This is a genomic window from Methyloversatilis universalis EHg5 (assembly GCF_000378945.1).
GTDB classification, from domain to species: Bacteria; Pseudomonadota; Gammaproteobacteria; order Burkholderiales; family Rhodocyclaceae; genus Methyloversatilis; species Methyloversatilis universalis_A.
In genome coordinates this window covers 1,579,476-1,601,543 of record NZ_KB900539.1, presented here as the reverse complement: position 1 = coordinate 1,601,543, position 22,068 = coordinate 1,579,476, and the positions used below count along the sequence as shown (strand labels likewise).

The 22,068-nt window shown below is 66.0% G+C and carries 15 protein-coding genes and 3 tRNA genes; 6 read left to right on the top strand and 12 right to left on the bottom strand.

Features of this window, described 5'->3' with window-relative positions:
• Positions 1-41: 41 nt before the first annotated feature.
• From METUNV2_RS0107440 to METUNV2_RS0107430, 3 genes are all read left to right on the top strand, one after another.
• Complete coding sequence (locus METUNV2_RS0107440; RefSeq protein ID WP_026187962.1) at positions 42-896, top strand: substrate-binding domain-containing protein; 855 nt, start codon at positions 42-44, stop codon at positions 894-896.
• Positions 897-1,168: 272 nt separating this feature from the next.
• Positions 1,169-3,298, top strand: a complete 2,130-nt coding sequence (locus tag METUNV2_RS0107435) for a TonB-dependent receptor (protein WP_026187961.1) — start codon at positions 1,169-1,171, stop codon at positions 3,296-3,298.
• Between the two features lie 2 nt (positions 3,299-3,300).
• Positions 3,301-3,585, top strand: coding sequence for a hypothetical protein (locus METUNV2_RS0107430; RefSeq protein WP_018228850.1), 285 nt, complete (start codon positions 3,301-3,303; stop codon positions 3,583-3,585).
• A gap of 48 nt (positions 3,586-3,633) precedes the next feature.
• Here the strand turns inward: METUNV2_RS0107430 and purL are convergent, their stop codons facing one another.
• Positions 3,634-7,605, bottom strand: coding sequence for a phosphoribosylformylglycinamidine synthase (purL, locus tag METUNV2_RS0107425; protein ID WP_018228849.1), 3,972 nt, complete (start codon positions 7,603-7,605; stop codon positions 3,634-3,636).
• Positions 7,606-7,809: 204 nt separating this feature from the next.
• On the opposite strand from purL, the gene METUNV2_RS0107420 reads away from it, so the two are divergent.
• From METUNV2_RS0107420 to METUNV2_RS0107410, 3 genes are all read left to right on the top strand, one after another.
• On the top strand, positions 7,810-8,691 hold the full coding sequence (locus METUNV2_RS0107420; protein WP_018228848.1) for a tetratricopeptide repeat protein: 882 nt from the start codon (positions 7,810-7,812) through the stop codon (positions 8,689-8,691).
• A 9-nt stretch (positions 8,692-8,700) separates the two neighbouring features.
• Positions 8,701-9,213: a DNA-deoxyinosine glycosylase gene (locus METUNV2_RS0107415; RefSeq protein ID WP_018228847.1), complete on the top strand. Its 513-nt coding sequence runs from the start codon at positions 8,701-8,703 to the stop codon at positions 9,211-9,213.
• A gap of 201 nt (positions 9,214-9,414) precedes the next feature.
• Positions 9,415-13,146 carry a PAS domain-containing hybrid sensor histidine kinase/response regulator gene (locus tag METUNV2_RS0107410; RefSeq protein WP_018228846.1) on the top strand — a complete coding sequence of 1,244 codons (3,732 nt, stop codon included), beginning with the start codon at positions 9,415-9,417 and terminating at the stop codon, positions 13,144-13,146.
• Positions 13,147-13,159: 13 nt separating this feature from the next.
• Here METUNV2_RS0107410 and METUNV2_RS0107405 read toward each other — a convergent pair whose 3' ends face one another.
• The 11 genes from METUNV2_RS0107405 to era all read right to left on the bottom strand — a co-directional run bounded on the left by METUNV2_RS0107405 (position 13,160) and on the right by era (position 22,056).
• Positions 13,160-15,175 (bottom strand): extracellular solute-binding protein, encoded by a 2,016-nt coding sequence (locus METUNV2_RS0107405; protein WP_018228845.1) that lies wholly within the window; start codon positions 15,173-15,175, stop codon positions 13,160-13,162.
• A 258-nt stretch (positions 15,176-15,433) separates the two neighbouring features.
• A tRNA-Gly gene (locus METUNV2_RS0107400) sits at positions 15,434-15,509 on the bottom strand.
• 32 nt (positions 15,510-15,541) lie between these two features.
• Positions 15,542-15,615: transfer RNA gene (locus METUNV2_RS0107395), tRNA-Cys, on the bottom strand.
• A 67-nt stretch (positions 15,616-15,682) separates the two neighbouring features.
• Positions 15,683-15,758, bottom strand: a tRNA-Gly gene (locus METUNV2_RS0107390).
• A 70-nt stretch (positions 15,759-15,828) separates the two neighbouring features.
• Entirely contained in the window at positions 15,829-16,401 is a 573-nt protein-coding gene (pgsA, locus tag METUNV2_RS0107385; protein WP_018228844.1) for a CDP-diacylglycerol--glycerol-3-phosphate 3-phosphatidyltransferase, read from the bottom strand.
• A gap of 5 nt (positions 16,402-16,406) precedes the next feature.
• Positions 16,407-18,188 (bottom strand): excinuclease ABC subunit UvrC, encoded by a 1,782-nt coding sequence (gene uvrC / locus METUNV2_RS0107380; protein WP_018228843.1) that lies wholly within the window; start codon positions 18,186-18,188, stop codon positions 16,407-16,409.
• 15 nt (positions 18,189-18,203) lie between these two features.
• Complete coding sequence (gene nagZ / locus METUNV2_RS0107375; protein WP_026187959.1) at positions 18,204-19,238, bottom strand: beta-N-acetylhexosaminidase; 1,035 nt, start codon at positions 19,236-19,238, stop codon at positions 18,204-18,206.
• Complete coding sequence (acpS, locus tag METUNV2_RS0107370) at positions 19,235-19,624, bottom strand: holo-ACP synthase (protein WP_018228841.1); 390 nt, start codon at positions 19,622-19,624, stop codon at positions 19,235-19,237. The genes nagZ and acpS overlap by 4 nt, the downstream gene beginning before the upstream one ends.
• The gene (locus tag METUNV2_RS0107365; RefSeq protein WP_018228840.1) at positions 19,621-20,376 is read right to left on the bottom strand and encodes a pyridoxine 5'-phosphate synthase; all 756 of its coding nucleotides are present in this window, start codon (positions 20,374-20,376) and stop codon (positions 19,621-19,623) included. The genes acpS and METUNV2_RS0107365 overlap by 4 nt, the downstream gene beginning before the upstream one ends.
• Positions 20,377-20,378: 2 nt before the next feature.
• A complete protein-coding gene (gene recO / locus METUNV2_RS0107360; RefSeq protein WP_018228839.1) occupies positions 20,379-21,110 on the bottom strand; it encodes a DNA repair protein RecO in 732 nt (243 codons plus the stop codon).
• A 34-nt stretch (positions 21,111-21,144) separates the two neighbouring features.
• Positions 21,145-22,056: a GTPase Era gene (gene era / locus METUNV2_RS0107355; protein WP_018228838.1), complete on the bottom strand. Its 912-nt coding sequence runs from the start codon at positions 22,054-22,056 to the stop codon at positions 21,145-21,147.
• Between the last annotated feature and the right edge of the window lie 12 nt (positions 22,057-22,068).

The window sequence follows — 22,068 nt, the reverse complement described above, 5'->3', positions numbered from 1 at the left end:
AAACCTTTCGGACTGACACATTTTCAAAAAATGGGGCTTCGATGAATTTCAACAGGAATCTCCCGGTTACGTGCCGGAAGGCACTTGCCATCCTGCTGGCAATTTGCTCGACGGTATGCGAGGCGCAGGGCGCGGCTGACGAGGCACGGGTAAGAGTGTCCGTCGTGGGTGGTCTGGTGCTTTCGGGTGTCTGGCCTGCTCTCGTCGGGCGTGCCAGCAAGGCGACCGGCCTCAGGATCGAAACCGTTGCCGCAGCGCCCAAAGAGGGCGTGGTACCCGTCTTTCGCAACGGCGAGGCCGATCTGCTGCTGATTCATGGCAGCGACGAAACCTATGGACTGCTGGCAGCCGGTCTGGCGGCGCCGCTGCGGGCCTGGGCCATGAATGAGCATGTGATCGTCGGGCCCAAGGAGGACCCAGCCGGAATAGCCGGCGCCCCGGGGATCACCGAGGCCCTGCGCCGCATCGTCGCCGCCGACGCACCCCTGATCGGCTTCCGTGACGCAGGCAGCTTCGCCATCGTTCACGGCGCCTTCCGCGCCCTCGGCCAGCGGCCCGGACCGCGCCAGCAGCTGTACGACGACGCCGAGTCGCCCCAGCAGGTGCTGCGTTCGGCCGCTGACAAGCGGGGATATGCAGTGGTCGGCCACATACCGGTGGCCTTCGGCAAGATGCCGAGTGCGGGCATGGCGGTGCTGCTCAAGGGTGATCCAGCCATGCGCCGAGTCTATGTGGTGGTGGAGCCAGGCCCCCGCCACCCGGCCAATCAGCGCCAGCGCGAACTTGCCCGGCAGCTCACGGATTACCTCGTCAGTCCCGCGGGTCAGGCCGATCTGGCAGCTGCCGACAAGGAAGCCGGCGGTCCCTGGGTGTTTCCGCTGCAGGCGCGGCCGTGAGTCCCGTTGCCGGTTTCCGCTGGCACTGCGTGGCAGCCAGAGCCCGTGCTGCAACGGAGGGCTCGTACGCGGGACATACGCGAACAACGCGGGCACAACACCACCCGGAAGAAGCCGATGCCGGAACCGGGCATCCATGACGACCGGCAGATCTCCCGCGAACGCGAGGCCACCGCCAGGGGCACAAGGCCCGGATTCTGCGCCGGCCGCTGACACGCTGGCTTCATGACCACACCCGAACAAGGCCGCCACTGCGCTTGGAAAGCACTTTCGTGAAACGCTCAAGACTCTCTTTCAATCCGGCCTTGCTGGCTTCCGCTTTTGCCTTACCCGCCGCCGCCGCCGCCGCAGAAAGTAACGTAGCTGCTGATCACGTGACGCTTCGCGAAGTCGTCATCACAGGCGAGCGAATCAACCCCCTCAAGATTCCCGTGAAAATGACAGTTGTCACGGAAGATGAGATCAATGCCAAAGGGGCAAGAACGGTAGATGAAGCCGTGAAGGATGTGGCAGGGCTGTACGTGACCGGCAGCAATGTGAAGGGCCGGAAGGTGGCGCAGATTCGCGGCAGTGATGCCAATAGCACCAAGGTCATCATCGACGGAGTGATGATCAACGGGGGTGGCGATGCCAGAATCGATCTGTCGATAATCCCGACCGACAACATTGAGAAGATAGAGATATTCAAAGGACCTTCGCCCGTCATTTTCGGAAGCAACGCACCTGGCGGCGTGATATTCATTACAACGAAAAACTCCAGCGGCAGGCTTTCCGGATCAGTGGGGCTGGCCAAGGGAAGCTGGGGTTCAGAAACATATTCGGCCTCACTCGCCGGAAGCACCGAAAATATCAGCTACTACCTTGGAGCAAAGAAGAGCAGCACCGACGGCCACAACGACAATCCGAACAACATCGGAGGATTTGAAAGCCATACGGCCGAAGACTCGCAATACCTCAACGGGAAGCTGAAATGGGATATCAGCCCGGAGACATCGCTGACCGTATTCGGCTCGACTTCTGACACAACAAGGCAACTGCCAAACCGGTATAACGCAACGGCTCGCGTTGGGTATCCGGGTGGCGGCAGCACGCTGACGATGCAGAACAACTATTTCGGCGGTGGCGCCATCGGTGGCGGCCCCACTTACAACTGGGGATACGACCCCATCAAGGAGTCATACCTTGGTTCCATATACAACAGGAGGCTGAACGAGAACAACGACATCAGCCTGAGACTCTATCGATCCGAATTGAAAAGCCTGCTGACGACCTCGGGTTTCCAGCGCATCGACTGGAATGGCGATACGAATGGCTATGAACTGCAGCACACGATCAGGGCAGGCAGGACCAATACGCTCACCTGGGGATATTCGGAGGAAAAGCGGAGTTTTCTCGAGCAGACACCGCTGCCGCCGGGCACTCCGCCGATCACCTACGCCCGTGGCGACTACCGTTACACCGGCAGAAGCCTCTATATGCAAATCGTTTCCAACCTGACCAGCCGACTCGATGTGAGCGTGGGCTACAGGCTCAATGCGGTTGAAGATCACGTGGCCGTGAAGAACGTAAGGTGGACGGCTCCCGCCCGTAAGGAGCAAACCGGCACTTATTCATCGAACGATCCGGTTCTTGCCCTGAACTTCAGGCCAATCGAAGGTATTGCATTGCGCGCATCAATCGGCAAGAGCTTCAGGGCCCCCACTGCGATGGAAAGGTCTGCACCCGCACAGGTTCCGATGAACAGCGGAGGCACGATGATTCCCTACTTCGGCGCCACTGTCTTGCCGGAAGAAGGTCTCAACCGTGAATTCGGCCTGGAGGCTTCGACAGGCTACGGATTCAACTTCGGCGTCACCGGATTCAACAGACACATTACGAACATGATCAAAGGCACTGGCGGCGGTGGCGGGCACACCCAGTACTTCAACATACCCGAAGTTGAAATGCGCGGCTTCGATGTGGAATTCAGCCAGACTATTGGCAATAGCATCAGGGCATTCGCAAACTACTCTTACACGAACGCCTATGACAAGATGATGAATCTGCAGGTAACGGATATTCCACTGCACAAATCATCGTACGGATTGAATTACACCGGAAGCGGCCTCACCGCCAATCTGAGCGTCAATTATGTCGGGCCAGTGAGAAGCATGTATAGCCAGGGCAGCGGCAACGCCAGCAGCGACGGGAATTACACCAACGTGGTCAAGGGTGTCGCCGGTTATTTTGGGACCCAGAACCTGCCGGACTACCGGGTGGTTGATTTGAAGATCAACAAGACCCTGGGAGACAACGACTACTACATCAAGATCCTGAATCTGCTCGACCATCAGTATTACTCGGCTTCATTCCTTGCCGCGCCGGGACGGTACGCGGAGGTTGGCGTCACGGTCAGGTTCTAGATGTGCCGCTCCCCATCAGGATCCACATCAGCGCGCATGTCGGCATCCTGAACATCGGCGGTCCGCGGGCCGACCGGCCGAAGACGGCTATCAGGGCGCTGTTCGCCGCCATGAAGCCCGGGCTGCAGAGCCAGATGCAGGCAATTGACTCTGCCGATGGCGTCATCACCTCCGTACGGCCATGGCGGCTCGAAGGGCTTTCTTTTCGGTTGACCAGAAAGCGCTTTCATTCGACGCGCTCATTGCTCCCGGCCCGACGGCTGGCGGCACGTCTTCTGCAGTCGTGAAACGAAAAGGGCCCGCTTGCGCAGGCCCTTTCGTCTGTGTGCGAGGGCTCAGCCCACCCACACCCGCGCATTTCTGAACATGCGCATCCACGGGCTGTCTTCGCCCCAGTGCGACGGGTGCCAGCTCATCTGCACGGTACGGAAGATGCGCTCAGGGTGCGGCATCAGGATGGTGACCCGACCGTCGTCGCTGGTGACCGAAGTGATGCCGGCCGGCGAACCGTTGGGGTTGCGCGGGTAGCGGCTGGCCACGGTGCCGTCGTGGTCGATATAGCGCATGGCGACGCGGGCCAGCGTCTGCGCCTGTTCGTCAGCGAATACCGCGCGGCCCTCGCCGTGCGACACCACGATGGGCAGCTTGGAGCCGGCCATGCCGCGGAACAGGATGGACGGCGATTCGACGATTTCGACCTGGGCGAAGCGCGCCTCGAACTGCTCCGAGCGGTTGCGCTCGAAGCGCGGCCAGTGCGCAGCACCCGGAATGATGTCGGCCAGCTGGCTCATCATCTGGCAGCCGTTGCACACGCCCAGCGCGAAGGTGTCCGGTCGGGCGAAGTACTCGGCGAAGGCATCCCGCAGTGCCGGATGGAACAGGATGGACTTGGCCCAGCCCGAACCGGCGCCCAGCACGTCACCGTAGGAAAAGCCGCCGCAGGCTGCCAGACCCTTGAAGTCGGCCAGTTTCACGCGGCCGGCCATCAGGTCGGACATGTGCACGTCCTGCGCGTCGAAACCGGCGCGGTCGAAGGCGGCCGCCATTTCGACCTGGCCGTTCACGCCCTGCTCGCGCAGGATGGCGATGCGCGGACGCACGCCCTTCGCGATGTAAGGTGCGGCGATATCCTGCTGCGGCTCGAAGGTAAGCGCGGCAAACAGGCCCGTGTCCGACTTGTCGTCCAGCAGCGCGAATTCCTCGCGCGCGCAGTCGGCGTCGTCGCGCAGCAGCGCGATGCGGTGGCTGGTTTCGGTCCATGCCTTCTGCAGGTCGACGCGCGACTCGCTGAAGATGACCTTGGCGTTGTGCCAGAAGCGGATTTCGTCGCGATCGTTCGGATTGCCGAGGCCGTGGGTAACGCCCGACAGACCGGCTTCGCGCAGGATGTCCATCACCTGCGAACGCTGATCGACGCGGATCTGGATCACCGCGCCCAGCTCTTCAGCGAACAGCGCCGAGAAGGTGCGGTCGTTGAAGCGGCCGCGCACCGCATCCGGTTTCTTGGCCAGCGAATCGACGTCGACCAGCAGCGGGTCGTAGGCCAGCGTGTCGAGATTGATCGACAGGCCGACATGCGACGCGAACGCCATTTCGCACAGCGTGGCGAACAGGCCGCCATCGGAGCGGTCGTGGTAGGCCAGCACCAGGCCGGCGTCACGCAGACGGCTGATCGCCGGCAGCAGGCGGCCGAGCAGCGTAGCGTCGGCATCCGGCGCGTGTTCGCCGACCACGCCGAAAGCCTGGGCGAAGGCCGAACCGCCGAGGCGGTTCTTCATCTGGCCGAGATCGATCAGCAGCAGTTCGGTCTCGATTTCCGGGTCGATCAGCAGCTGCGGCGTGAGCGTGCGGCGCACGTCCTCGACGCCGGCGAAGGCGGTGATGACCAGTGACAGCGGCGCCACCACTTCCTTCTGCGTATCGCCGTCCGACCAGCGGGTCTTCATCGACAGACTGTCCTTGCCGACCGGAATCGCCAGGCCCAGCGCCGGACAGAAGTCCAGCGCCACCGCCTTCACCGTATCGAACAGTGCCGCGTCCTCGCCCTTGTGACCGGCGGCCGCCATCCAGTTCGCCGACAGCTTGATGCGCTCGAAGCTGCGCACGTCGGCGGCGATCAGGTTGGTGATCGCTTCGCCGATCGCCATGCGGCCGGAGGCCGGGCCGTCCAGCAGCGCCACCGGCGTGCGTTCGCCCATCGCGAATGCCTCGCCGCGATAGCCGGAAAAGCTTTCGCAGGTCACCGCGACGTCGGCCACCGGCACCTGCCACGGGCCGACGAACTGGTCACGCGCGGTAAGGCCGCCGACCGAGCGGTCGCCGATGGTGATCAGGAAGGACTTGCTGGCCACCGCCGGCATGCGCAGCACGCGGTAGGCGGCGTCCTTCAGGTCGTAGCCGGCCACGTCCATCGGCGGCGCATAGGCCGGGCGGCGCGACACGGTGCGGTGCATCTTGGGCGGCTTGCCGAGCAGCACGTCCATCGGCATGTCGACCGGCTTCGTATTGAACAGCGGATCGGCCACCGTGAGCTGACCGTCGGCGGTCGCCTCGCCCAAAACCGCATACGGGCAGCGCTCGCGCGCGCACAGCGCCTCGAATTCGGCGATGCGCTCAGGGCCGATCGCGAGCACGTAGCGCTCCTGCGATTCGTTGCACCACAGTTCGGCGGGGCTCATGCCCGACTCTTCGCTGTTGATCGCGCGCAGGTCGAACCAGGCGCCATGACCGGCGCCATAGGCCAGTTCCGGCAGCGCGTTAGACAGGCCGCCGGCGCCGACGTCGTGCACCGCGAGAATGGGGTTGTCGTCCTGCATCTGCCAGCAGCGGTCGATCACTTCCTGCGCCCGGCGCTCGATTTCCGGGTTGCCGCGCTGCACCGACGCGAAGTCGAGATCGGCGGTATTGGTGCCGGTGGTCATGCTCGACGCAGCACCGCCGCCCAGACCGATCAGCATGGCCGGGCCGCCCAGCACGACCAGCCTGGTGCCGGCCGGGAATTCGATCTTCAGCGCGTCGCGTGCGGCAATGTTGCCGATGCCGCCGGCGATCATGATGGGCTTGTGATAGCCGCGCATTTCGCCCATGAAGGGCAGTTCGAAGGTGCGGAAGTAGCCGGCGAGGTTCGGCCGGCCGAATTCGTTGTTGAACGCCGCGGCACCCAGCGGACCGTCGATCATGATCTGCAGCGCCGAGGCGATGCGCTCGGGCTTGCCGTACAGCTCGCCATCCACGCGTTCCCAAGGCTGTTCGAAGCCTGGAATGTTCAGGTTGGACACCGAGAAGCCGGCCAGACCGGCTTTCGGCTTCGCGCCGCGACCGGTCGCGCCCTCGTCGCGGATTTCGCCGCCGGCGCCGGTGGCCGCGCCCGGGAAGGGCGAAATCGCGGTCGGGTGGTTGTGCGTCTCGACCTTGGCCAGGAAGTGCATGGACTCTTCGTGCCAGCCCCAGCGGCCGTTGCGGTCCGGGTAGAAGCGGGCCACCGGCTCGGTGGTCGCGCCCTCGATCACCGCCGCGTTGTCCGAATAGGCCACCACGGTGTGCTGCGGCGTGGCCTTGTGGGTTTCGCGGATCATGCCGAACAGGCTCATGTCCTGCGGCTGGTAGTCAATGGTCCAGCTGGCGTTGAAAATCTTGTGCCGGCAGTGCTCGGAGTTCGCCTGGGCGAACATCATCAGTTCGACGTCGGTCGGATCGCGGCCCAGCTTCGTGTAGGCGTCGAGCAGATAGTCGATTTCGTCGTCGGACAGCGCCAGGCCCAGTTCGGTGTTCGCGCGCTCCAGCGAGGCGCGCCCTTCCGCGAGCGACACGCTCACCAGCGGACGCGGCGGCACGTGGCTGAACAGCGCCTCCGCGTCAGCGAGGCTGCCGAACACCGATTCGGTCATGCGGTCGTGCAGCAGGCCGGCCAGCGCCACGCGCTCCGCGTCGTCCAGCGCGCCGCCGCCCAGCAGGCCACGCGACAGCGTCAGCTCGTACAGCACGCCGCGCTCAATGCGCTGCACGCTGGCCAGACCGCAGTTGCGAGCGATGTCGCTGGCCTTGGACGACCACGGCGAAATCGTGCCCAGGCGCGGCGTCACCAGCAGCGCCGGCCCGTCGACCGCCTCCGCCGACTGCGCGGCGAGCAGCGCGCACAGACGCGCACGCTCTTCGGCCGACGGCTCGGCCGCACATTCGACGAAGAAATACTGGGTGGCCGTCAGGTCGCGCAGCTTGGGCGCGGCCGTGCGGCAGGCGTCGGCCAGACGCGAAAGACGAGCGGCGGAAAGGGCGGGCGTGCCGCGGAGCTTGAGGATGTGGGCCATGAACGAAGCGGAGGGATGGTCGGCGGGCACCGGCGACGGTGCGGCCAAAAGCGCAATTATAAAGGCTATGGCACGGCCGCCCTAGGGGCTGTTGCGCTGCGCAAGCAGGCTGCCCTGCCCGGCGCGGCCTCCGGGCCTTGTACCATTGCATCCGCACGCGGCGGATGGCTGCGCGTGCCGAACCGGTTTCCAGAAGGAGTGAACATGTCCGCAGACGCCCCGGCCAGCCCCGGCGCCGACGTGATCGAGGTCAATCTGACCAATTTCCAGCGCGACGTGATCGACGCATCGCACACCCTGCCGGTGCTGGTCGATTTCTGGGCGCCCTGGTGCCAGCCCTGCCGCGCGCTCACGCCGCGGCTGGAGGCGCTGGCGGCCGACTACGCCGGCCGGGTGCGGCTGGCCAAGATCAATTCGGACGACAACCCGGAACTGGCGCGCCGCTTCGGCGTACGCGGCATCCCGAACGTGAAGGCCTTCGTCGGCGGCGTGGTGGTCGATGAATTCACCGGCGTACTGCCTGACCGCGAACTGCACGCCTTCATGGACGCACTGCTGCCCTCGCCTGCGCTGTCGGCATTCGAAGCCGCACAGGGTGCGCTGGCTCGCGGCGATTCGACCGCGGCACTCGGTCTGTTTCAGGGTGCACTGGCCATCGACCCGGGCTTCGAACCGGCGGTGCTCGGCCGGGTGGAGGCGCTGATCGCGCTCGGCCGGCTGGACGAGGCGCAGGCCATGCTCGACGCCCTGCCCTACGAACAGGAGGACCGCGCGCGCATCGGTACCCTGTACGCGCGCATCGCCATCGCCCGCCGCCAGCCGTCGGGGGACGACACCGACTACGTCGGCCGCATCGCCCGCAATCCGGGTGACCTCGCTGCGCGGCTGGCCCTGGCTTCGGCGCTGGCTGCCGACGAACGATGGGAAAAGGCGATGGAACAGGCGCTGGAAGTGGTGAGCCGCGACCGCGGCTTCGAAGACGACGCCGGCCGCCGCTTTCTGCTGGACCTGTTCGCGGCGCTCGGTTCGGAACACGCACTGGTCCGCCACTACCGGCGCGAACTGGCCACGGTGCTCAACCGCTGACGCCGACCCATGGCCGACACCCCGCCGCGACTGCGCAGCTTTCCACCGGTGGCCGATCCGGCCACCGCGCACACCCTCATCCTCGGCTCCATGCCCGGCGTCGCCTCGCTGGCCGCCGGCCGCTACTACGCGCATCCGCGCAACCAGTTCTGGCCCATCATGGGCGCGCTGTTCGGTGCCGGCCCGGAGCAGCCTTACGACGCCCGGCTGCAGGCACTGATGCGCGCCGGCATCGCGCTGTGGGACGTGCTGGAGAGCTGCGAGCGCCCGGGCAGCCTGGATGCCGACATCGATCTGCGCAGCGCCCAGGCCAACGATTTCGCCGATTTCTTCGCCACTCACCCGCGCATCACCCGGGTGGCTTTCAACGGCGGCACCGCCGAACGCCTGTTCCGACGCGACATTGCGCCACAGCTCCGGCCGCTCGAACTGATACGCCTGCCCTCGACCAGCCCGGCCCACGCCGGGCTGCCGGCCGGGCACAAGCTGGCCGCGTGGCAGGCGGCGCTGTGCGACCACTGACCTGTCCCGATCGCCTGTTTCTCAGGCCCGGTGCGATGTGCAGGTGAAAGATCGGGCAACATCAGCCGATAATGCAGAGGTCGTAGCGACCAACCCGCAGCGACCGGAACGCCCCGGCCGGCGACCACCAGGCAACCGACCGCCCATGAACGCATCAGCCCTCCTCCACACGCTGCCCCGCCTGCCGGCGGCTCATCGCACATGAAGGGCCGGGCGCACACCCCCACCTCGATCGCGGCACTGCTCATCGTGCTCATCGTGGTCACGGTTTCGGTGCTGCTGGGCGCGGCTGGAGCGCTGGCCTATCGCAGCTACAGCCAGGGAGAGCGCGCCAAGTTCACCCGCGCACTGCAACTGGCCACCGAACAGCTTTCGATCAGTCTGGCTCCGGCGGCCTGGAATCTCGAATACGAACAGGTGCGCAAGCTGATGGAAAGCCGCATGCGCGAGCCGTCGGTACATGGTCTGACCGTACAGCTGGACACCGCCCGCTTCACGCTTGAGCGTGGTCGCGACGGCGAAGCGCGCTGGGCCGACGGCGACATCGACGTCCAGGGCCTGTCGGTCAGCGAACTGCCGATCCGCTTCGAGGACCAGATCATCGGTCAGGTCCGCCAGTTCGGTACCGAGCGCTTCGTAGACCAGGAACTGCGCAGTGCATTGATCACCCTGGTACTGCTCATTCTGCTGCTCGACGCGGTGCTGTCGCTGGCGCTCTATGTCGGCCTGCAGCGCATGGTGCTGCAGCCGCTGCGGCTGGTCGAACGCCATGCCAACGATGTGGCGCGCGGCGAAAACTCGGAGACCGTGCTGGGCGAACTGCATTTCGTCGGCGAACTGCAGCGGCTCACCCAGTCGATCGACGCCATGGTGCGCCAGCTCGGCCTGCGCAACGCCGAGCTGTCGCGTTCGACCGAACGCTTCGAGCGGGTGATCCGGCTGCTGCCATTTCCGATCAGCCTGTTCGATCGCGAAGGTCGCATCGTGTTCGTGAACGACCGCTTCGTTGACACTTTCGGCTACACGCTGAAGGACATTCCGGACGCCCACACCTGGTTCCAGCTCGCCTACCCGGACCCGGCCTACCGCAGCGAAGTGCTGAACGGCTGGGCGCAGGAGCTGGAAGCATCGCGTCAAACCTCCGGCCTGGTACGCGCCCGCCCCTACCGGGTGACCTGCCGCGACGGCAGCGTCAAGATCGTGGAAATCGGCGGCATGATGACCGAAGACCCGAACATCACGGTGCTGAACGACATCACCGACCGCACGCTGGCCGAAGAAGAGCTGGCGCGCCACCGCAACCGGCTGGAGGAGCTGGTGTCGAGCCGCACCGCGGAACTGGAAGCCGCCAACCGGCAGCTGGAAGAAACCCAGTTCGCGCTCGACCACGCCGGCGTTGCCATCCAGTGGATAGACGCGGAAACCGGCTGCTTCAACGCGGTGAACGATCAGGCCTGCACGCTGTTCGGACGGCCCCGCGAACGCATCATCGGCCTGCCTGCCAGCGCCGTGCTGGCCGATTTCTCGCGCGACGGCATGAAAACGATGGAACAGCGCCTGCGCGCCGAAGGCAGCCTGCGCCTTGAAGGCAGCGCGCTGCGCGGTGACGGCAGCCAGGTTCCGATAGAGATCGGCGTGTTCTTCGATCCGCCGCCGGACGGCAGCGCCGGACACTACATCGTCTTCGCCATCGACATCACGCCGCGCAAGGAAGCCGAACAGGCGCTTATACGCGCCAAGCTGGCCGCCGAAAGCGCCGCTCAGGCCCGCAGCGAATTCCTGGCCAACATGAGCCATGAAATCCGTACCCCGATGAATGCGGTGATCGGCATGACACGGCTGGCGCTGCAGACCGAACTGACGCCGAAACAGCGCAATTTCGTCAGCAAGGCCAACGGTTCGGCGGTGGCACTGCTGGGCATCCTGAACGACATCCTGGATTTTTCGAAAGTGGAAGCCGGCCGCATCGATCTGGAACAGGTCGATTTCCGGCTCGAGCGGGTATTCGATTCGCTGGGCACGGTGATCGCGCTGAGGGCGGACGAAAAGGGGCTGGACCTGCTGTTCGACGTCGCCCCCGACACGCCGGACGTGATCGTCGGCGACCCGCTGCGGCTGGGCCAGATCCTCACGAACCTTGCCGGCAACGCGGTCAAGTTCACCGACCGCGGCGAGGTGATCGTGTCCTGCCGTCCGGTGGCACGCGACGACGATGGCGTAACGCTGGAATTCGGCGTGCGCGACACCGGCATCGGCATGAGCGCGGAACAGATCAGCGAACTGTTCCAGCCCTTCCGCCAGGGCGACAGCACCATTTCCCGACGCTTCGGCGGTACCGGTCTGGGTCTGGCGATCAGCAAGCGCCTGGCCGACCTGATGCACGCCACGCTGCAGGTGCGCAGCGTGCCGGACCAGGGCAGTCATTTCACGCTCACCGCCCGCTTCCCGCTCGGACGCGATGCCGGCAGCACAGGCACCCCTCATCTGCCGGCCGAACTGAACGGCCGGAAGGTGCTCGTGGTGGACGACAACCCGGATGCGCTCGACATCCTGTGCCGCGACCTCGCCCACCTCGGTCTGTTGCCCGAACGCGCGACCTCGGCCGCCGCGGCACTGGAAGTGATCGCCGGACGGCCGCCGTTCGATCTGCTGGTGAGCGACTGGCGCATGCCGGGCATGGACGGTATCGAACTGGCCCGGCAGATCCAGTCCATGCAGGGCCCGGCCCGGCCGCCCACGGTCATCATGGTGAGCGTGCACGACGCCGAGGAGGTGCGTTCCGCCGGCCGAGACCTGGCGCTGGCCGGCGTGCTGAGCAAGCCAGTCAGTCTGTCTGCGCTGCATGACGCGCTGATCGCAGCCTTCGGCCGCGCGCCCTTGCCGAGCGGCGCCCCTGGCGTCGCCGGCAGTTTCGGCCGCAGTGACGCAGCCGCCCTGCGCGGACGCAGCGTGCTGCTGGTCGAGGACAACGAAATCAACCAGGAACTGGGCATCGAACTGCTGCGCAATCTCGGCATGCAGGTAAGCGTGGCCGACAACGGCCGCGAAGCGCTGGATCAGCTGGATCGCCAGCGCTTCGACTGCGTGCTGATGGACGTGCAGATGCCGGTAATGGATGGACTGGCCGCCACGCTGGCCATTCGCAAGCGCCCCGGGCTGGAGGATCTGCCGGTGATCGCGATGACCGCCGGTGCGATGGAATACGAAAGAGCGCAGACACGTGCGGCCGGCATGAACGACCACGTGACCAAGCCGGTGGATGTGGACGCCCTGATCGACGCGCTGCTGCGCGCCCTGTCGGGACGGCCGCCGGTCGATACCGACACGTCGACGGCAGGTTCGCCGTCGCCCGACGACGGTGCACTGCTGGACCCCGGCACTGCGCTGCACGCCCTGCGCGGCAAGGAAAGCACCTATCTGCGGATACTCGGGCTCTTCCTCGACAGTGCCGACCCGACGCTGGACGAACTGCGAAGCAGCCGGGCCGACATGAATATCGAGCGCCTGCGGCAGCTGGCCCACCGGCTGCGCGGCAGCTGCGGCTCACTTGGTGCGCACGCGCTGCATGCGCTGTCGGACCGGCTCGAACAGGCCTGCCGCGCCAACGAAACGGAACAGGCGGCCGAGCTGGCCGAATGTGTGGCAACGACACTCAGCGCTACGCGCGACGCGGTCCGCCACTATCTGGACCGTCACGGCAAGCCGATGGACCCTGCGCTCATGCAAGCAGAACTGAGCCGCCTCAGGACACTGCTGACCAGCAACGACAGCGATGCACTGGACGTGATAGACAGCCTGCTGGCCGGGCCTGTGCCACCGCAGTTGCATGGCCGGCTGAAAGACATCGCCCGGGCCACCCACCGCTACGATTTCGACGCCGCGCTGGCCCATCTGCAGACTCTGCCGCTCCCCCGGTCGGACGCCGGCACCTGACGCGCGGCGCCGGTCAGGGCCGTATGTAGCCGGAATCTCTCATCAGCCGGGTCACATCGGCCTGCGACTTGCGCAGTGCGCTGTCGACATCGAGCTCGCCTCCGAGCACGCGTGCGATCTCGGCGCCGAAGGCATGGCCGATGGCCGGGAACTCAGGAATGCCCACCCACTGCACGCCGCGGTAATGGCGGCCGGGCAGCTGGTTGTTCGAACTCCGCACCGCCTCATGCACGAAGCGTGCGAACGGTGCCGCGGCTGCGTAGGCAGGCTGACCGTAGGTCGACTGCCGCGTGCCCGGCGGGACCGCCACCCAGCCCTCCCGTGCGGCCACCAGCCGTATGTAGTCAGCAGACGTGGCCCATTGCACGAAGCGCCTGGCCAGTGCCTTGTTCGGTGAAGTGTCCGGCACCGCAAGCGCCCACACCCACAGCCAGTTCGCGCCTTCGCGCGCACGGGCGACCGGCGCCGCCGCATAGCCGAGCTGGCCGGCCACTTTCGAGGTCTTCGGGTTGTACAGCATGCCGGCCGCCACGGTCGCATCCACCCACAGCGCACACTTGCCGCGCGCAAACAGTTCCAGCGATTCGTTGAAGCCGTTCAGATGCGCATCCGGAGGGCCGTAGCGACGCAGCAGATCGACATACAGCCGCACCGCCTCGCGCCACGGCTCGCTGTCGAGTTCAGGCTTCCAGTTCTCGTCGAACCAGCGGCCGCCAAAGCTGTTGGCCATGGTAGTGAGCAAGGTCACGTTCTCGCCCCAGCCGGGCCGCCCGCGCAGGCAAATGCCATACACGCCGGCCGCCGGGTCGTGCAGTGCCGCGGCGAAGCGCTGGATGTCAGCCCAACCCGGCTGCGCCGGCATGGTCAGCCCGGCGCGCGCAAACAGGTCACGCCGGTAATAGGTCATCGAGCTTTCCGCATAGAAGGGCAGTGCGTACAGCCGGTCGCGATGGGTCAGACTTTCGCGCACCGGTGGCAGCAGGTCGTCGACGCCATAGGCCGGCGGCAGGTCGTCGAACGGCGTGAGCCAGCCGCGCGCCGCCCACATCGGCGCCTCGTAGGACCCGATGGTCATCACGTCAAACTGCCCGTCGGCGGTGGCCAGATCGGTCATCAGCCGGGTGCGCAGCGAGTTCTCGTCCAGCACACGCCACTCGATGCGCACACCCGGGTTCTGGCGCACGAATTCCTCCGACAGCTTGCGCATCAGCAGCATGTCCGGATTGTTCACCGTAGCGATCGTGAGCACTTCGCGACCCGAAACCACCGGCTTGCGCACGCTCAGCCCATGACGGAGCAGGATGTCGTCTATCCGCCCTTCTGCAACCAGAGCCGACAGGCCGCGGTTGAAATCGGCCAGCAGGCGATCATGGTTCGGCGCCTTGCGTGAGAACGCAATGTGGAAGTCGCTGCGAAACAGCGGCGGATTCAGGAATTCCAGCTGACCGATGAGGTGCGGGCGGTGCAGGATCATCAGATCGCTGGCGCGGAATTTATCGACCACCATCAGATCGATGCGACCCAGCGCCAGCTTGTCCAGATTCTGCAGGTCGCGGTCCACGTAGTCCCGTTTCAGGAAATCAGCCTGATCGAACGCCTGCGATACCGAAGCGCCGCGCACCGCACCGAAGCGCAGCCCGGACAGCGCGCGCAGCGTATCGAGCGGCTTGCCGGGCGCATCTGCCGGGTAAGACAGCTTCAGCGTGCGCTTCTTCAGCAAACCGCCGCTGGCGCCCGGGAAAGGCGCCGACAGCACGAAATCGTCCTCCAGCGAGCGGCTGTCGGACACCGGCAACAGGCCGTCCGCCTGACCGGCCGCTGCCATGCTGCGCGCCCGCGCGAGCGGATAGAAACGCAGTTCCACCCGGTAGCCGGCACGCTCGAACGCGGCGCGCACCAGCTCCGCCACATAGCCCTCGCGCGCGTGGGTCGGACCGATGTAGGGCGACATTTCGGCGGCCACCAGCCGCACGGTGCCGCCCGCCAGCACCCAGCCGGGCAACATGAAAAGCGCAAGCGCGCACGCCATGACGAGCGGCCGCACACGGACACCGTTCGCTGCAGTTGATGAGAGGATGCGCCGCACCGGATTGTCCACCCGCTGACAGAAGGTCGTACGCCGTGCGGCGCACATGCCGCACGGCCCAGAATCAGGCATGCATCATAAGCTGCCCCGGCCGGGCGGACACGACGAGCTTCAGGCGGGATGATCTGCGCAGGCCTGAAAACACCCGGACCGGCAGCGCAAAGAAAAACGGGGAAGCTTGCGCTTCCCCGTTCAGGGTGTTGGAGCGGGAAACGAGGCTCGAACTCGCGACCTCAACCTTGGCAAGGTTGCGCTCTACCAACTGAGCTATTCCCGCGTATCGGCACGTGAGTACCGATCAAATTGTCCTGGAGGCGAGGGTCGGAATCGAACCGGCGTCCACGGCTTTGCAGGCCGCTGCATAACCACTCTGCCACCTCGCCTGAGGCGCAGCCGGCGAACCGGCTGTGAAGCAAAATGGGGAAGCTAGGCTTCCCCATTTCTGTATCTTGGAGCGGGAAACGAGGCTCGAACTCGCGACCTCAACCTTGGCAAGGTTGCGCTCTACCAACTGAGCTATTCCCGCAAGACAGGCGCGCATTATAGGCCTGCCAGAGAAGCTGTCAACACTGACAGCGCACTTTTTTGAAGAAGCTTCACACCGCCTTGCGCGCGCGCAGTTCCGGCCATGCCTTTCGCATGTAGTACACCATGGACCACACGGTGAGCACCGCAGCCACCCAGATGAGCTTGCCGCCGATGGCCGCCACATCGACGCCGAACAGCGGGTCGAAGTACAGCAGCATGGGAATGGCAATCATCTGCGCGGTGGTCTTGATCTTGCCGATCATGGACACCGCCACGCTGCGCGACGCGCCCACCTTGGCCATCCACTCGCGCAGTGCCGAGATGGTGATTTCACGGCCGATGATGATGAGCGCGATGACGGTGCTGGTGCGGTCGAGTTCGACCAGCATGATGAGCGCCGCCGCCACCATGAGCTTGTCGGCCACCGGATCAAGAAAGGCACCGAAGGCCGAGGTCTGGTTCAGCGTGCGCGCGAGGTAACCGTCCAGCCAGTCGGTCAGCGCGGCCACGACGAACACCACGGTGGCGATCAGGTTCTTCTCGTGGAAGGTCAGGGCATGCGCCGGCAGGAAGAACACGCCGACGAACAGCGGAATGAGCAGGATGCGCGCCCAGGTGAGCGCGGTAGGCAAGGTAAACATGAAGCCTAGTTTAACTGCCGGTGTATCTGTTCGGCGAGCGTACGGCTGATGCCGTCCACCCGGCACAGATCCTCGACCGTGGCGTTGCGCACGCCAGCCAGTCCGCCAAAGGTGGTGAGCAGGCGCTTGCGACGTGCCGGGCCGATGCCCGGAATGTCTTCCAGCGTCGAGGTGAGCCGCTTCTTCGCGCGCTTGGCGCGGTGGCCTGCGATCGCGAAACGGTGCGCCTCGTCGCGGATTTCCGCGATCAGGTGCAGGGCCGGGTGTTCCGGGCCGAGCACCAGCGCCTGGTCGATGCCGGGGCGTATCAGCTCTTCTGCCCCCATCTTGCGTTCTTCGCCCTTGGCCACACCGACCAGCGGCAGGTCCAGACCGAGTTCAGCCATCACCTCGATGGCGATGCCCAGCTGGCCGCGGCCACCGTCGATCAGCACCAGATCGGGCCGGGCGCCCTCGCCGCTCGCTACCTTCTCGTAACGGCGGGTGAGCACCTGGCGCATCGCGGCGTAGTCGTCGCCCGGCGTGATGCCGTCAATGTTGTAGCGGCGGTATTCGCTGTTGCGCATGGCGCCGCCCATCCACACCACGCAGGAGGCCACGGTGGCTTCGCCCATCGTGTGGCTGATGTCGAAGCACTCGATACGCTCCGGCGCCACATCCAGTTCCAGCGCCTCGACCAGCGCGCGCACCCGGTGCGAAGCACGGGCGCCTGCGTCCAGCTTCACGCCGAGCGCGATCTCGGCGTTCTTCAGCGCCATGTCGGTCCACGCGCGCTCGCGTTCGTTGCGGGCCAGCGCCAGCGTAGAGCCGGGCAGCGGCGCCTCGCCTTCGTCCGCCTCGGGCAGCGCATTGACCACGATGCGCTTCGGCGCATTGCCGGCCGCGTAGTGCTGGGTGACGAAGGCGAGCAGCATGTCGGCCGCACTGCCCTGCCCCGCGGCCGGAAAATGCGCGTGGTCGCCAAGGTGGCGACCGCCGCGGACCATGGCGTGATTGACGCAGGCCGAGCCGTCGCGCTCGATGGCGACCACGATGTCGAGGTCTTCGTCACGGGCGCTGTCGGCGTACTGCTTGTGCAGCACCTTGGACAGCGCGCGGATCTGGTCGCGGATCTGCGCCGCCTTCTCGAAAGCCAGCGCCTCGGCGGCGGCATTCATCTGTTCCGACAGCCGGTCGATCACCTCACCGTGCCGGCCGTTCAGGAACAGCGTGGCCATGCGCACGTCCTCGTCGTAGTCTTCCTTGGACACGAGGTCGACGCAGGGCGCCGAACAGCGATGGATCTGGTGCAGCAGGCAGGGCCGCGAGCGGTTCGAGAACACGCTGTTCTCGCAGGTGCGCAGCAGGAACACCCGCTGCACCAGCTGTATCGTTTCACGCACCGCCCAGGCGTTGGGCAGCGGACCGAAGTAGCGCGCGTCGCGGCCGACCGTGCCACGGAAAAAGCCGATGCGCGCGAAGCGGTCGTTGCTGAGCCTGATGTAGGGGTAGGACTTGTCGTCCCGAAACAGGATGTTGTACTTCGGCCGCAGGCTCTTGATCAGATTGTTTTCGAGGATGAGCGCCTCGGCTTCCGACCTGACCACGGTGAGGTCCACCCGCACCACCTGCGACACCATCATGCCGATGCGCGGGCTCGACGGCGTGCGCTGGAAGTACGAGGACACCCGCCGGCGCAGGTTCTTCGCCTTGCCGACGTAGAGCACCTCGTCCTCACTGCCTATCATCCGGTACACGCCCGGATCTTCGGTCACCGTCGGCAGGAAAGCCTTCGCGTCGAAGCTCATGCCCCAGACATTCCGTCAGCCGATCAGGCGCTGCACCGCACCGAGCGCGTCGCGGTAGCGCACATCCTGCGCCAGCACTGTGCGGTCGCCGTAAGGCTGCTTGGGCATCAGCGATTCGACGCGTGCGCTGCGCACGCTGTCGAATGCCGGGCGCCAGCCGTCGATCAGCTTCACCGCCTGGTCGCGTGCATTGCACACCAGCACCATGTCGCAGCCAGCCTCCCACGCAGCCTCTGCGCGTGCCACCACGTCGCCCGCAACCGACGCGCCTTCCATCGACAGGTCGTCGCTGAACACCACACCGTCGAAAGCGAGCTTCTCGCGCAGGATGCCCTGCACCCAGGCGCGCGAAAAACCGGCCGGCATGCGATCGACCGCCGGATAGATCACGTGCGCCGGCATCACCGCGTCGATCTGTCTGCCGAGATCGATGTAGGGGCGGATGTCGTCGGCCCAGATGGTGTCGAAATCGCGCTCGTCGACCGGAATCGCCACATGCGAATCCGCCTCGACGAAGCCGTGGCCGGGGAAGTGCTTGCCGACCGACTTCATGCCTGCGGCACGCAGCCCCTCCGCCAGCGCGCCGGCCAGCGGCGCGACGATGGAAGGGTCGCGGTGGAAGGCGCGGTCGCCGATCACGCCGCTGCGGCCGAAATCGAGATCGAGCACCGGCGTGAAGGACAGATCCACGCCGAGCGCGCGCAGCTCGGCCGCCAGCACGTAGCCGGCGGCGCGGGCGTCGGCCAGCGCACCCTGCGCATCCGCCTCGTAGCGCGTACCCAGCGTGCGCATCGACGGAAGGTGAGTGAAGCCGTCGGTCCTGAAACGCTGCACCCGGCCGCCTTCGTGATCGACCGCGATCAGCAGCGGCGGCCGGCGCAGCGCGTGAATGGCCTCGGTCAGCGCGGCGAGCTGCTTCGCGTCGTGGAAGTTGCGCGCGAACAGGATGAGCCCGCCCACCGACGGGTGGGCCAGCAGTTCGCGGTCTTCGGCGTCCAGTTCGAAGCCGGCCACGTCGATCATGACCGGTCCGGGCGGGGTGGTTCTCATGCAGTGTTCTCCGTGCGCTCGACCACGACGAAGGCGAGCGCGTGTTCGGTTTCGTCAGACAGCGACAGATGGGCGCGCAGGCCGCGCGCACTCATCCACGCGGTCAGCGTGTCATCGAAGGCGAAGGCGGGTTTGCCCAGATCGTCGTGGGTCACCGCGATCGAGCGCAGCAGTACCGGCGCGCGGATGCCGGTGCCCAGTGCCTTGCCCAGCGCCTCCTTGGCGGCGAAGCGCTTGGCCAGAAAGTGCGCCGGCTGCTTCACACGCGCGAATTCATCCAGTTCGGACGCGGCGAGAATGCGCCGCGCGATGCCGTCACCGTCCTCGGCCAGCATGCGCTCGAAACGCGCGATACCGCACAGATCGGTGCCGACACCGAAAATCACGCAGCCCTCCCGGCCGCCTCGCGCATCAGCGCCTTCATTTCGCGCACCGCCTCGCGCAGGCCGACAAACACAGAGCGGCTCACGATGGCGTGGCCGATGTGCAGTTCGCGCACGCCCGGCAGTTCGGCCACCGGCTGCACGTTGGCGTAGTTCAGCGCGTGGCCGGCGTTGAAGCGCATGCCGAGGTCGCGGATGAGCTTGCCGCCGGCGCGCACCTTGTCGAGCTCGACCACCACCGCCTGCGATTCGCGGTCGCGACCGAGGCCGTGGAAGGCGTGCGCGTACGGCCCGGTGTGCACCTCGCACACCTGGGCGCCGATGCGCGCGGCCGCCTCGATCTGTGCCGGCTCGGCGTCGATGAACACGCTGGTGACGATGCCGGCATCGCGCAGGCGACCGATCACGCCCTTCAGCCGCGCTTCCTGCGACACGATGTCCAGACCGCCTTCAGTGGTCACCTCGTGCCGGCCTTCCGGCACCAGCATGGCCATTTCCGGCTTCAGCGCGCAGGCGATGCCCACCATTTCATCGGTGGCCGCCATTTCGAGATTGAGCTTGATGTGCACCAGATCGCGCAGCCGGCGCACGTCGTCGTCCTGGATGTGGCGACGGTCTTCGCGCAGATGGACGGTGATGCCGTCCGCGCCGCCCAGGTGGGCCTCGACCGCCGCCCACACCGGATCCGGTTCGTAGGTGCGGCGCGCCTGCCGTATCGTGGCCACGTGGTCGATGTTGACGCCCAGTTCGATCATGTTCAGAGATCCTGTAGTTCGATGAATACCCGCCGCGTGCGCAGCTCCTGTCCCTGCAGATAATGCGCGATCAGCACACGCATCAGTGTCTTGGCCAGACGCGCCACCTGCGCGTCGGCGTAATCGTCCTCGTGCAGCGCAAGCGCCTGCGCGCCGGTCATGCTCACGTCGTCGCCACTGCCCTCGCCTTCCAGCAGGCCCAGCTCGGGCTTGTAGACGTAGCGCGCCTGCGGGTCGAGCGCATCGCCGTTGGTGTCGTGGTCCAGCGTCAGGCCATAGCCCAGTTCGCGCAGCAGGGCCTTTTCGAAGCCGCGCAGCAGCGCTTCGTGGCGCACGGTTTCGGCCGGCGCCAGCGCCAGTTTCTGCACCGCCTCGGCATAGAGGTCAAACAGCGCGGGATGTGCGTCGTCGCGCACCATCAGGCGCTGCAGCAGCTCGTTCAGATAGTAGCCCAGCAGCAGTCGCGGGCCGGACAGCATGGGCCAGGCGCGCTGCCACTCGGCGCGCGCCAGCGTGCGCAGTTCGCCCGCACCGAACCAGCCCAGATCCAGCGGCTGGAACTCGACCAGCACGCCGCGCAGCTGTGAGCGCGGGCGCTTGGCGCCGCGCGCGACCAGGCCGATGCGGCCGAAGTCGCGGCTGAACACGTCGACCACCAGGCTGGTTTCGCGGTAGGGATGGGCCTGCAGCAGGAAGGCGGGCTGGCCGTCCACCCGCTGCTTGCCGGAGGTCACGCCACCGTCCTCCGGCGCGCAGGCTGTGCGGTGCTCATGGTTCGAAGCCCAGACTCTTCAGCGCGCGCTCGTCGTCGGCCCAGCCGCTGCGGACCTTCACGTGCAGCTCAAGAAAAACCTTGGAGCCGAACACCTTCTCCATATCGCTGCGCGCGGCCGAACCGACTGACTTGAGCACCTCACCGCCCTGCCCGATCACGATGCCCTTGTGCGCCTCGCGGCTCACGATGACGCAGGCAGCGATGCGGCGCAGCGCGCCTTCGGCCTCGAAGCGCTCGATCTCGACCGCGAGGCCGTAGGGCAGCTCGTCACCCAGTTGCCTGAACAGTTTTTCGCGGATGTACTCGGCGGCGAGGAAGCGTTCGCTGCGGTCGGTGAAGTCATCGACATCGAACATGGCCTGCCCCTCGGGCAGCAGTTCGCCGGCCACCTTCAGCAGCGCATCGAGGCCGTCGCCGCGCTGGGCGCTGACCGGCATGATGGCGTGGAAGTCGTGCAGCTTCGCGATGCGTTCGACGAAGGGCAGCAGCTTGGCGCGGTCGCCGGTCTTGTCGGTCTTGTTCAGCAGCAGCAGCACCGGCCTGTCCTTGGGCAGCAGCGCGATCACCTCTTCGTCAGCTTCGGTCAGGCGACCGGCTTCGATCACGAACAGGATCACGTCCACATCAGCCAGTGCCTGCGTGACCGCACGGTTCATCACGCGGTTCAGCGCATTGCGGTGCTTGGTCTGAAAACCGGGCGTATCGACGAACACGAACTGGTGGGCATCGCGGGTGAATACGCCGTGTATGCGGTGGCGGGTGGTCTGCGCCTTGGCCGACGTGATGCTCACCTTCTGGCCGATCAGCCGGTTCATCAAGGTCGATTTGCCGACGTTGGGCCGGCCGACGATGGCGATGAAGCCGCAATGGGTGACCGGCGATGCGGCGGCATCGTCCGCCTTCATGTCTTGCTGAGG

Coding starts and splice junctions, on each gene's coding strand:
- nagZ (WP_026187959.1), bottom strand. CDS start 19,238: ATGAGAACCACCCCGCCCGGACCGGTCATGATCGACGTGGCCGGCTTC.
- purL (WP_018228849.1), bottom strand. CDS start 7,605: ATGGCCCACATCCTCAAGCTCCGCGGCACGCCCGCCCTTTCCGCCGCT.
- METUNV2_RS0107440 (WP_026187962.1), top strand. CDS start 42: ATGAATTTCAACAGGAATCTCCCGGTTACGTGCCGGAAGGCACTTGCC.
- METUNV2_RS0107365 (WP_018228840.1), bottom strand. CDS start 20,376: ATGATCGAACTGGGCGTCAACATCGACCACGTGGCCACGATACGGCAG.
- METUNV2_RS0107415 (WP_018228847.1), top strand. CDS start 8,701: ATGGCCGACACCCCGCCGCGACTGCGCAGCTTTCCACCGGTGGCCGAT.
- METUNV2_RS0107420 (WP_018228848.1), top strand. CDS start 7,810: ATGTCCGCAGACGCCCCGGCCAGCCCCGGCGCCGACGTGATCGAGGTC.
- era (WP_018228838.1), bottom strand. CDS start 22,056: ATGAAGGCGGACGATGCCGCCGCATCGCCGGTCACCCATTGCGGCTTC.
- METUNV2_RS0107405 (WP_018228845.1), bottom strand. CDS start 15,175: ATGGCGTGCGCGCTTGCGCTTTTCATGTTGCCCGGCTGGGTGCTGGCG.
- pgsA (WP_018228844.1), bottom strand. CDS start 16,401: ATGTTTACCTTGCCTACCGCGCTCACCTGGGCGCGCATCCTGCTCATT.
- METUNV2_RS0107410 (WP_018228846.1), top strand. CDS start 9,415: ATGAAGGGCCGGGCGCACACCCCCACCTCGATCGCGGCACTGCTCATC.
- uvrC (WP_018228843.1), bottom strand. CDS start 18,188: ATGAGCTTCGACGCGAAGGCTTTCCTGCCGACGGTGACCGAAGATCCG.